Here is a 12,361-nt window from a genome sequence, read left to right as displayed (position 1 = left end):
AGAATTATAGAAATACAGTAGCTTAATAAATAATTAAATTGGGATTTAACCACTAATTTAACAAGAATTAACTTCTTCTTTAAGTGTGCTTTTAGTGCTTAAAATAGTGTGCTAAAAGTAACTTTAAAATTAACAATTGTACACTAAATAGTTAATTTACAAAACATTAACATTTTTAAGTCATAACTTTTAATGTACTGTAAGCTACCATCTATACAATAAATACTACTAATTACCATTAAATCTCTGCTTTTTATACTATTATAACAAAGTTTACAGTTTTCTGTACTTAATAAATCTTATTATAATTAGAAGTATTTTCGTAAATTCATGAGTACCATTTACCTTAGTTACATACTAACCCCTTTTTTTAACCTTACTTTATGGGAAAAAAACTAATTATAGTCTCTGTAATATTATTCTTACTAATAACAGTAATTATATGGAATGTTTCATATAATCAAGTACAAACGTACACTAATAACATAATGTTAGTAGAAAACATAAAATCTAACAATAAACTAGTAGAAACAGAGTCTAAATTAAATGAGCTCTATAGTATTAGTAAAAAAAATGTGCTTTATATAAGTAAACTAATACAGTTAGATTTAAAAAGTAATACTTCTGCTGTAGAAATAGAAAAAAAGCTAAAAACTTTTATAGATATAGATCCCAATTACTTTCAGGCAAGGCTAATAAATAAAGAAGGTATAGAGGTTATACGCGTAGATATAGATTCTTTAGCTTCTTCTAATAAATACCAAGACAAGTCTAATAGGTATTATTTTAAAGAATCTATTAAAGCTAAAAAAAATGAAGTATACATTTCTCATTTAGATCTTAATATAGAGAAACAAAAGATAGAAAAACCTTACAGACCAACAATTCGCTTTTTTACTCCTGTATATGTAGATAATAAATTACAAGGAATTGTTGGGTTAAACTTAAATGCTAAAAATTGGTTTAAAAATTTAGACACTTACAACTTAACATTACTAAACTCTAAAGGAGAAGTTTTTTATGGTGACCATAACAATTTATATAAGCCCTCTAAGGTAGACTTAACAACAAAAGACGCTAAAGGAAACAATATATATATGTCTAAAACTGTAAGTTTAGAGGGCAACCACCCTTGGACTATATATACCAGTACTAAATTAGAAGATACAGAAAAAAACTTGGCTAGATTTAAATTTGAGACCTATAAAAATGCAGGATTACTAAATTTAGGATTACTCATTTTTTTAATTATTGTATATTCTTTATATATTAATAATGAAAATATATCTAACCTTAACCAAACTGTAGAAAACAGATTATCTGAAAGAGATACATTACTTAAAGAAATACACCACAGAGTTAAAAACAACTTACAAGTAATTACAAGCCTACTAAGTTTACAGTCTAGCTTTATTAAAGACGAAGAAACAAAAGCTCTTTTTAGGTACAGCCAGTATAGAATAAACTCTATGGCCATAATTCATGAAATGCTTTACAGGTCTAATGACTTAAGCAGAATTAATTATGGAGAGTATATGGAGCAATTAGCAAATACTATGCTAATATCTATGAAAGGTAATGATACTAACATTAAACTAGATATTAAAGCTACAGATTTGTATTTAAACTTAGACACCTCTGTACCATTGGGTTTAATGATTAACGAGATAATTACAAACTCCTTAAAGTATGGATTTAAAGATGAAGAAGGAGGAACTTTAAGCATTGAGGTTAAAAAATTAGTGTATCCTAATTTTTTATTACTAATAGGAGATAACGGAATAGGATTTCCTAAAAGCATCAATTTTAGAAACACTAAATCACTAGGATTAAAATTGATACACAAACTAGCCCTACAACTTAGAGGTAATATTGAAAAAGATAACTCTAAGAAAGGAACAAATTACATCATCACATTTCAAGAAATTGAACAAACATCATAAATTATGGCATTAAAAGTACTCATTGTAGAAGATAATATGATTATACAAATGTTTATAGAGAGCATAATAGAATCTATAGACGAAAATATTGTAAGAACCGCAAGCAATAGTAACGAAGCTATTTCTGCTTTGCGTTTTTTTTCACCAGACATTATATTATTAGATATAGGTTTAAGCGGAGATAAAGATGGTATTGAAGTTGCAGAGATAATAAATAAAGATTATAAGATACCTTTTGTATTTATAACAGGCAATTCTGATGCTTCTACTATAAAACGTGCAGAAAAAACAAAACCAATGCACATAATTCGTAAACCAATAGATGAAAATCAGCTTAAAGCAGAGTTTGAAATTATATGCAGTAAATTGACCGAAAAACCATAGAAAAGTGCATTTCAACTCAAAAAAGCGTTATTTAATCGATGAAATGACCTTTTTTAGCAAAAACCTATGAATATTTACTAGTACAGGTAACGGGTTAATTCTAGATCTTTGATGTAGTGATAATTTAACCCCTATCTTATGAAAAATTTTATAACCCACAAAGCAGCTATAGTATGTATTTCTACATTCTTCTGCTATTCGTTATCTGCACAAAATACAGTTGCAAGTAACGCTTCTAAAACAACTACTGTTGAAGTAAAAAAGAGAGTAGACAACTACAAAAAACTTAAAAGTTTAGGTTACACAGACAAAGAAATTTACGAAGATCTAGGTAACGCTAACTTTTTAGTAAAAAAGTATGAAACTGCCGCTTTTTGGTACAAAAAGCTAAAAGATGTTAGTAAAGACAAAATGCTAAACAAAAGTTACCAAGAGCGTTACCAATTTGCACTAAAAAAAGTTGGTGTTAGTACAACTAAAGATGCTCACAACACCAATAAAGATTGGATGGCTGCTGTAGCTAATGATTACAAAACTACTAAGCAAAAAAACAATACTACTTATACGGGTAAGTATGGTGAGTATAGTTTTAACCCAAAAGGAAACTCTTCTTTAGAGACTGTAACACAGCAAAACAATTATTTAGAAGAAATTACAGACAAGCACAACGCTTATAAAACACCTGTAGCAGTTACTGCAGATGGTAAAACAGCTTACTTTAGTAAAGGTGTTTATGTAAAGCCAGCAACTGGCATTTTCTCTAAAAAAGAATTGGTACATAAAATATATAGAGCAGAAAATGTAAACGGACAATGGAAAAACGTTAAAGAAATTGCTTTAGCTCCAAAAAATTACTCTGCAATGCACCCAACAGTTTCTGCAGACGGAAAACGTTTATTTTTTGCATCTAATATGCCTGGTACTTTTGGTAAGTTTGATATTTATGTTGCTTCAATTAAAGCAAACGGTGACTTTGGAGTTGCAAAAAACTTAGGTCAAAAAGTAAACACAGAAAAAAACGATTTATATCCTAAAATTGTAAACGGAAACTCATTATTTTTTGCTTCAAATGGTCACAAAGGCTACGGAGGATTAGATATTTACATGGTAGAAGTTGGTCAGCGTAAAGTTGGTATTGCTGCAAATTTAGGTAGCAGAATTAATAGTGATAAAGACGATTTCTCTTTGGATTTACAATCTAAAAACGGAATGGGCTACGTAATGTCTAACCGTGGACAAGGAAATGTAGAAAGAGTAGCATTTACATACACTAACAAAAACAGAGATTTTAACTCTCTAGAAGCTGTTAATGATGAATCTTCAATAAACTATTCAACATCTGTTTTTGAAGATTAAGACCCAAGTTATATAAACAACCTACCCCCTTAGTTTATATTTCTTTACTGTACTTAGGCAAAAAAGTACTTACATTTTTCACCCCAAAATAACCGTAATTTTTACTACTATGAAAAGTCAAGTTTCATTTACTCACAAAATCTGTTTACTAGTTTTAGTATCTATTTTACTAAGCATACAAACATTAACAGCACAAGAGGCTACAGTTTCAGAAAATAGTTCAAACAATTCTTATCACAATCAATTGTTTTTTAATAGATTTTTAATAAATCCTACCTTTTCTTTGGTAAGAGAAAACAAATCTTACTTAAACATTTTACACAGAAACCAGTACGCTACTTTTGATGATAATGTACAAAACTATTTTGTAGGTTTTAGTAGTAAAATTAACGACAATGCCGCTTTTGGTATTGGTATTTACAGCCAGTGGGCAGGTGTTGTACAAGAGTTTGGTTTTAATGCAAACTATGCTACAGCAGTACAGTTAAGTGAAAAAAGTAAACTTACTTTTGGTGCTAACGTAACTTACTTTAACGAAGGTTTAGATAAAAACAGAGTTATTGCAGATGATAACGATTTACAGTTAATAGATGCAAAAAAGGAAAGTAAATTAGCTATACAACCAGCTATTACACTATCTGTTGGTAGGTTTGATGTTGGTATCTACGCTAAAGATTTGGTAAAATACAACCAAACAACAAATGCTTTTTCTACTAATTTTAATGACAGAAGTGTTAAAGCATCATTACAGTACACGCAACCGTTTAGCGCTACTAGAGGTTTATTTGCAGAAGGTAGGTTTATGCCACTTGTACAGGTTGGTAAAAATGAAAACGGAGGAATATCTTATGTAGGTTCTATGTTATTAGATTTACCTAAGTACGGATGGTTACAATCTACTATAGATAATGAGCACGGTATTTCTATGGGACTTGGTTTTAACTTAAACAACAAAATGTCTTTAGGTTATTTGTTAGAAAAAGATGTAATGAACAAGGAAACAGACTTAGGCTGGAACCACGAGTTATCTTTAGCATATACATTTAAAAATAACGGTCCTGCTTTTGCTACAAATGATAAGCAAGAGTCTTATGATAGTAAAGTAGATAATATTATTAAAAACTATGAGGAGCAAATTTTAGCCCTTATGGAAGATCAAAAAAGAGATAAAGAAAGAATTGTTGCTTTAGAAAGCGGAAAAGATGCTACTAAAATGGCTATTTCTAACAAAAAAAGAGAAAATGAGATTTTAGCACTAATTACAAAACAAAATAGTTTAAAAAGAAATAAAAAAAATACACCAGAAGCTAAAAACACAACTAGTACAGTTAATAACACTACACCTACAACAAAAAGCACGCAAAATGCATATGCTGGTACTGTAAAAACTGTTGGTCCTAAAAACGCAGTGCAAGACAAGTTTAACACAATGGTTAAAAACTTTGAGTCTCAAAGCGTAACATTAAACAGTAAAAAAAGAAAAAACAACCGTAAAAACAAAAAAGCTGCTAAATCTAAAGCTGTCACAGAAACAACAGTACAAGAAGATGAGAACTCTTTAGCTTACCAAAACAGATTAATATTAGATGAGCTTATTTTAAGACAAGATTCTATTGAAAATGCACGTAGCGCAGAATTAGAAAAAAAGTTTGAAACTATTGTACGTATTTTAAGAAACGATATTAAGCAAAACATACAAACTACAGCACAACAGGTTAATACTGTACCAAACAATGCTGTAGCTGCTAAAACAACTAAAAAGGTTACTTATAAGTTAGATGCAGATAAAACAACTACAACTAACACAGTTGCTGCTAAAACTGATAACAAAAAATTTAAAGAAATTCCTTTAAAAGTAGTAAACCAGTCTGATATGGATGGTGTTAAGTCTGGATACTACGTAATTGCAAATGTTTACAAAACTAAAAAGTATTTAGATGCTTTTATGACAAAACTTAAAAAGCAAAACATTGATGCAAAACAATTTTACAATAAAGAAAATGATCTTTACTATGTATACATAGCAGATTACAACTATATGGAAGAAGCAGAAGACGCTTACGCATCTAACCTTAACGGTAAATACCAAGATGAAAAATGGATTTTAAAAGTAGACAAACCTACTTATTCTGCATCTACAGCAACAGCTGCAAATATATATGAAGATTAATACAATATAAGTTGACTCTCCCTAGAGTATAAATTGGGTTATTTTATAAGTGAAAATTACGCATCGGGGGTTGCGGGTAGTCCTAAAAGACAAAGTATATAACGTTCTTATACTTGTCTTTTGGACTATTTTTTTTTACAAAAAAGTGTAGTTCATCTAAAAAATTACTTTAGAACCATTCTAAATAATAAGTTAAAATTTTAACACTTTATCGATTAGGCCTTTTATAATATACGGTTAAAAGCATTAAAGTAACGACGAAATACACACTAACCCATTTTAAACCAGAAATTACCTACTTTTTAAATTTTGTCAAATAACGCAAAAGTCATATCTTTAGTATAGAGAAACAAATAAATAGTATAGAACCTATTTAATTAGGTAAATCTTTTCTATTAAAATGAACGTTAAGAAAAGAGTTACATTTTTAAAATATAGTATTTATTTACTCTAAAAAATAGATTTTAGAAACTTGTAAAAAGGTTTCTTTCACCCCCAAAAACCCAAATTATATGAAGCTTTTTTACATTACAAAAAGTAACCAAAAACAAACCTACAAAACCTGCGATCAGCAGTCATTTTTTCACCTACAAAAAAATGATAATCTACGCTGTAAACGGTATAATAATCTCTGTATTTAATTTTTTGATAGTACTAGAAAGCTATAGTTTATAGTAGGTATTATAACTAAAATTAAAATAAAGAGTACCCCTACCCTTTTAATTTTAATTATAATTTCTGACTAATAAATTGCACTTAATTATTGTAAAAAATAAGTTAAGACTGGATTTCTATTTTCTATTTTAAAATTAAATACAACCCCAAATTTCACTTATAAACTTAACCTGTATGCTATTATAGTATGCAAAAACCCCCAACTTATGCAAACAAAAAATTTAAATGTTATTGTAATAGATAACGATCCGCTGTTTAAAAAAACGTACAAACATTATTTTAGTCTATACTCAGACTACAACTTAATTGGTATTTATGGTTCTGCAAAAGAAGCCCTAAGGTCTTCTACTACAGTAGCACCAGATATTATTATCACAGATATTCCAGAAGAAGAATTTGGTGGTATAGATGTATTAATTAAATTTAAAAAGAAAGCTGTAAACGCAAAAATTATTATTGTTAGTGAACAAAATGATTTTACACTAATTAAAAAAGCATTTAAAAACGGTGCAAACGGTTATTTAACCAAACCTTTAACAGAAATGAGACTGTATGATGCACTAAACTCTATTAAAATTGATGGTGCAGCAATTAGTAATGATATTGCTAAGCAAGTTATATCAATGTTTCAAAGAAAGTCTTTTAATGAGTTTTCTAAAAGAGAAAATGAAATTATTGATCTTTTATTTGAAGGAGAAACCTACAAAACTATTGCAGAAAAACTATTTGTTACTGCAAGTGCTGTTAACTTTCATATACAAAATATATATTTAAAACTTAACGTAAACTCTAAGTCTGAAGCACTGGACAAGCTTAGACAGTTAGATTGTGCTTAAAGCAAAACAGTATAGCAAAAACAAACAAAACCTACTTATGCTTTTGCTTATACTAAAATTTAAATAGTGTAAACTATTTATGTAGATTGTCCATATTTTACCATAAGACCCTTGAAATTGTTGATTTTTTCAGGGGTTTTATATTTTTAGTCTGTAAAAATTGTTTCTCCTTTTACCAACCAGGCAATTCCAAAGCACTCTATTGCTATGGTTTCCATCCAAAAGGTAATGTGGTTTTGGTAATATACATCTTCTGGTATTACTTTTAGTAAGCCAAGCATTATTACAAGCAAAGCACAAAACATAATTGCACCTGTTATTTTATAAATTGTATTTCGCTGTTTTTTTTCTTTTGTTCGTTCTGCTTTTGGCTTATCTGACCTTGTAAAAACAAAAAGCGACATATAATTTAGGCTCAATAAAAATATAGCAGCAGCTATGTAATGAAAACGTACCCGCCAAGTATTATCTTGTATATAAGTTACACTATAGGCTGCATCTGCATCACAACAGGTAATAGCTATATTATCTGTAGGGAATAATAATAGTAGAATAGCAAAAACACCTGCAACAAAAGAAATGTAAAAATCTATAGGCTCTCTGCCCTTATACACCATTAAAAATATTGCCATTATACTCACAACTATAATAAATATAGGGTTTGCGCGTGTGTAGTAATAATGGCTAATAGACTCTAAAGTACTTGTGTGTTCTGCTGTTACCCATAAAAAAGCAAACAATAAAATAGGCAAAGCTATACCTAAAACTCCTATTAATCTTCGCAAAGTTTGCGTGTTTGTTAACCAAATATCATCATCTCTCCTATAATCTAAATGTAACATTTTCTGCATTTTAGAAGTAGACTCTTGCTTGTTTTTTTGCTTCATAACAAATTTAATTATGGCAATTGTTGTAACATAAACTTATAGCCTAAGGCTATTAAAATGGCTAAACCAAAACTTATTAAGGTACCAATAAGTATGTATTCTGTTAATTTACGGTCGTTTGCTTTAGATAAATCTCCAAACCTAAAAACAGATTTTGCTGTTAATAAAAAGCCAATACCACTCCACTGCCCTAGTACTATAAACATAAAAATAAACAAGCGCTCTAAAACACCTATATATGCACCTGCGTTTTTAAGTGATTTTTTAGATTCGTCTTCTAATTTCCATTTAGATATTATTACTTTCATAAGAATAGCAGATACATTTGTTAGTAAAAAAATTGCTATTAAAAATAATATTACATTAGGAGCTGTTAGGTAAGCTAAGTTTAAACTATAATCTGTATAAGTAGTAGCTACAATTACTAACACTAATAAATGTAGCAATTGATCTAGAAAAAATAAGACTCTAGCATTACCATCATTTTGCAATATTAATTTTGCTAAGTCTATTAAATAATGTGTAATTACAATAGTAGCAATACCAATAAAGTAATTTGTATTAAATTCTAAAACTACCATTAAGGCTAGTAAGTGTATAACTATATGCCAGTACAAGTAAGCCGACTTTTGTTTTTTCTCTAGCTTGTCTTTTATCCATTTATTTGGTTGCAACACAAAATCACCCAAAATATGAGCTAAAAGCAACTTTAATGTAAGTACTAACATAGTTTTTTTATTTGTGTGTTATAGTAATCTAATATTTTTAAAATTTCATCAAAACCAGCTTTTTTTAAACTAGTACTAATATTGCTTTGCTTTTTGTCTAACCTATCTGCTAACTCTTTTTGCGTTACACTGGTATCTTTTAAGCTTTCTTTTATTAAAAGTGCATAATTAGGTGTCCAATTATTTATAGTAAGCTCCAATACATCTAACACTAAATTTAAAACGATATTAAACTCTTGCCAAGGTGTTTTAATTGCCAAAGTTTGTTTTTTTAGGTCTTCAAAACACTCACCAGAATTTATGTAAGCACTACCATTTGCCTCTGTTACCTTTTCTGATGTATAACTTTCTTCTCCTATACCAATTGCCATTCTAACATCTAAAGTCTTAAATTGCTTTAAAACAGTTTTTAATACTAAAGCTATTTTTAAAGCTTGTTCTGGTGTTGTTTTTAGCTGAAAACTATCTCCTCTATATATTTCCCAATCTTTTGGATCTGAGCCTATTTTTTTCAACTCAGTCTTAAGCTCTGGTAACCAAACACCTACATCTTCTGCTCTAGAATTAATAATGTCTCCTGTTATAACTGCTATCATTTTTTATTTTTTATCAAATATATGCTATTTAACATATAATTGCAATTATATGCCATATAACATATAATTTAAAATATATGCGTTTAAACATATAAAAGAGTGTATCAATTTAAAAATAGATTTTTTTAACAATATTATATTTACAAAAATAGTAATTAATATAAATGATGAGTCAAATTATAGCATCAACCTAAAATAATTAACTAACAAAAAAGAGATACTCTTTTAAAATAGTACTTTTGCGGTATGGTAAGAAACATTCAGCTTAGAACTACATTAAAAGAAGAACCAATACAAGGTATTCTAACAAAAAAAGCTGCTAAATATTTAGGTATTCCTGAAACAGAAATTACAGCTCTAAAAATAGATCGTAAGTCTATAGATGCACGTAAAGCTACCATTTATTTTAATTATAAAGTTACAGTATACATACAAGAACCTGCACCAGAAAATAGCAACTATACTTTTAACTATAAAGATGTTTCTAATGCTAAAGAAGTGCATATTATAGGTTTTGGTCCCGCAGGTATGTACGCTGCATTACGTTGTATAGAATTAGGGTATAAACCTATTGTTTTAGAACGTGGTAATAATGTACAAAACAGACGTAGAGATTTAAAAGCCATTAACCAAGAGCACATTGTAAACCAAGACTCTAATTATTGTTTTGGCGAAGGTGGTGCCGGCACATACTCTGATGGTAAGTTATATACCAGAAGCCTTAAACGTGGAGATGTACGTAGAATTTTTGAAAACCTAGTATACCACGGTGCAACAGACCAAATTTTAGTAGATGCACACCCACACATAGGCACAAATAAACTTCCAAAGCTGGTACAAAATATTAGAGAAAATATTATAAAGTATGGTGGTGAAGTCCATTTTAATACTAAAGTGATAGATTTTGATATAAAAAATAACACTTTAAAAGCTATTATTTTAGAAAATGGAAATGAAATGGCGGTAAATAGTGTAATACTAGCTACCGGACATTCTGCTAGAGATATTTATTATTTACTACATAAAAAAGAAATTGCATTACAAGCTAAATCTTTTGCTATGGGTGTACGTGTAGAACATCCGCAACATATAATAGACAGCATACAATACCATTGCAGCGGACAAAGAGATGAGTTACTACCCGCAGCTGCATACAGCCTTGTAGAACAAGTAAAAGGAAGAGGTGTATACTCATTTTGTATGTGCCCAGGCGGATTTATAGTACCTGCTGCAACAGCTCCTGGAGAGGTTGTGGTAAATGGTATGTCTCCATCTAAACGAAATAATTTATATGCAAACTCTGGTATTGTTGTAGAAATTAATGTTGATGAAGATATTCCTAAATACAATAAGTTTGGGGTTTTAAAAGGGTTAGAATACCAGAAAGACCTAGAAAAACTAGCTTTTACCGCAGGCGGAAGAAGTCAAGTTGCACCTGCACAACGATTAACAGATTTTGTAGAAGGAAGATTATCTACAACACTAAATGAAACATCATACCAACCAGGATTAAAATCTGCTCCACTACACTCTTTATTTCCTAAACTAATTGGAAGTCGTTTACGAGGCGGATTTAAAGCATTTGGAGATAAAATGAATGGGTATTACACCTCTGAAGCTAATATTATTGGGGTAGAATCTAGAACCTCATCTCCTGTTAATATTCCAAGAACAGAAAAATTAGAACACCCAGAAATTAAAGGTTTATTTCCTTGTGGTGAAGGCGGTGGCTATGCAGGTGGTATAATTTCTGCTGCTATGGATGGCGAAAGATGTGCAGAAGCAGCAGTTGCAAAAATATAATTTATAATGACTAAAACTAGCCTTTAGCAATAAGCTTTAGGCTATTGTAATATTACATTGTTTTAAATAAACAATACCACAACACAAGACTTAATGCATTTTACTTAGTAGTTCCTAACTTTAGTTGTTCTGTTGCGCTTTTTTTATAATAGCTTTTAAGCGTTCTTTACGTAAAGCTTCTTCTTTTTTCTTCTTATTTATTTTTCTGGCCATTAACTTAGAGTGTTTAGCCTTATTTAATGTATTTTTTTCTTTTCCTGTTTTACCCATAACTAGCTCTTTTTTAAACACTTTTATATCAACCTAAAACAAAAACTTATCTTTTTTTTACTTTTTTTAAAACCCTACTTCAAATTATCTCGTTAGTATGGCAAGAGTGTATTAGTTTTTATAGCTTTGGTAGCTGCAAAAATAACACTTAAAAATACAATAGTAACAAAGTTGTTTTAAAGCATATAATGATACGTAGCAAACAATATATATTAAAAATTATAGCAATAAGTATAAGCTTATTGTATGTGCTACATCCATTGCAACATCAAATTAAAGATGGTTTACACGCTATTTCTCACGCTATAGACTCCCATACAGTTGCTGTACATACACATAGTCATACCTCAACAGCGGGGCATAACCATAGTCATACACACGCTCAAGACCACGAGCATCAAATAATTACATTTATAAACAATCTTTTTAGTGAAGCAGAAAACAATTCTAATGATGGTCTTGTACAGCAAGTTAAAATAGATAAACATATTGTAGACACAACTACTTACACTATTAAAAATTATAGTATACTACCCACTAATTATATATATACTAGCCCATATAAAACTGCAAAAGGCTACATATTAGCAGCAAAAAAACCACCCAAAAGCCCATTTGCTTAACACTGCTTATAAACAGCAGACAAATTCATAATTATTTTATAAAAGTACTAGTTACTACAGGCTGTTTTATGCCTATAAGTTAGCTATGTA

Annotated in this window: 11 protein-coding genes; 7 read left to right on the top strand and 4 right to left on the bottom strand. The window is 29.6% G+C overall.

The annotated features are described in order from the left end of the window. Positions 1–383: 383 nt before the first annotated feature. The 5 genes from JM80_RS11240 to JM80_RS11220 all read left to right on the top strand — a co-directional run bounded on the left by JM80_RS11240 (position 384) and on the right by JM80_RS11220 (position 7,364). Positions 384–1,943 (top strand): sensor histidine kinase, encoded by a 1,560-nt coding sequence (locus JM80_RS11240; RefSeq protein WP_144710146.1) that lies wholly within the window; start codon positions 384–386, stop codon positions 1,941–1,943. 3 nt (positions 1,944–1,946) lie between these two features. After that, positions 1,947–2,327, top strand: a complete 381-nt coding sequence (locus tag JM80_RS11235) for a response regulator (RefSeq protein ID WP_013622676.1) — start codon at positions 1,947–1,949, stop codon at positions 2,325–2,327. 138 nt (positions 2,328–2,465) lie between these two features. After that, positions 2,466–3,683 (top strand): PD40 domain-containing protein, encoded by a 1,218-nt coding sequence (locus JM80_RS11230; RefSeq protein WP_013622677.1) that lies wholly within the window; start codon positions 2,466–2,468, stop codon positions 3,681–3,683. A 109-nt stretch (positions 3,684–3,792) separates the two neighbouring features. After that, positions 3,793–5,853, top strand: a complete 2,061-nt coding sequence (locus JM80_RS11225; RefSeq protein WP_144710144.1) for a type IX secretion system membrane protein PorP/SprF — start codon at positions 3,793–3,795, stop codon at positions 5,851–5,853. Between the two features lie 881 nt (positions 5,854–6,734). Next, on the top strand, positions 6,735–7,364 hold the full coding sequence (locus JM80_RS11220) for a response regulator transcription factor (RefSeq protein ID WP_013622679.1): 630 nt from the start codon (positions 6,735–6,737) through the stop codon (positions 7,362–7,364). A gap of 146 nt (positions 7,365–7,510) precedes the next feature. On the opposite strand, the gene JM80_RS11215 is transcribed toward JM80_RS11220, so the two are convergent. From JM80_RS11215 to JM80_RS11205, 3 genes are read right to left on the bottom strand one after another with little or no spacing between them, the layout of a single operon-like run. Next, complete coding sequence (locus JM80_RS11215; protein ID WP_013622680.1) at positions 7,511–8,251, bottom strand: hypothetical protein; 741 nt, start codon at positions 8,249–8,251, stop codon at positions 7,511–7,513. A gap of 11 nt (positions 8,252–8,262) precedes the next feature. Next, complete coding sequence (locus tag JM80_RS11210; RefSeq protein WP_034645480.1) at positions 8,263–8,979, bottom strand: DUF3307 domain-containing protein; 717 nt, start codon at positions 8,977–8,979, stop codon at positions 8,263–8,265. Next, positions 8,973–9,575: a SatD family protein gene (locus tag JM80_RS11205; protein WP_144710141.1), complete on the bottom strand. Its 603-nt coding sequence runs from the start codon at positions 9,573–9,575 to the stop codon at positions 8,973–8,975. The genes JM80_RS11210 and JM80_RS11205 overlap by 7 nt, the downstream gene beginning before the upstream one ends. Before the next feature lie 246 nt (positions 9,576–9,821). On the opposite strand from JM80_RS11205, the gene JM80_RS11200 reads away from it, so the two are divergent. Beyond that, positions 9,822–11,378: an NAD(P)/FAD-dependent oxidoreductase gene (locus tag JM80_RS11200; protein WP_144710139.1), complete on the top strand. Its 1,557-nt coding sequence runs from the start codon at positions 9,822–9,824 to the stop codon at positions 11,376–11,378. 120 nt (positions 11,379–11,498) lie between these two features. Here JM80_RS11200 and JM80_RS16445 read toward each other — a convergent pair whose 3' ends face one another. Beyond that, positions 11,499–11,648, bottom strand: a complete 150-nt coding sequence (locus JM80_RS16445) for a hypothetical protein (RefSeq protein WP_013622684.1) — start codon at positions 11,646–11,648, stop codon at positions 11,499–11,501. Between the two features lie 188 nt (positions 11,649–11,836). Here JM80_RS16445 and JM80_RS11195 point away from each other — a divergent pair, with 188 nt between their 5' ends. Further along, positions 11,837–12,271, top strand: a complete 435-nt coding sequence (locus tag JM80_RS11195; RefSeq protein ID WP_144710137.1) for a hypothetical protein — start codon at positions 11,837–11,839, stop codon at positions 12,269–12,271. Positions 12,272–12,361: the final 90 nt, after the last annotated feature.

The organism is Cellulophaga sp. RHA_52 (assembly GCF_007827205.1).
In the GTDB taxonomy this organism is placed as follows: domain Bacteria; phylum Bacteroidota; class Bacteroidia; order Flavobacteriales; family Flavobacteriaceae; genus Cellulophaga; species Cellulophaga lytica.
The sequence above is the reverse complement of the archived record's forward strand: the minus strand, read 5'-3'. Positions and strand labels throughout refer to the sequence as shown.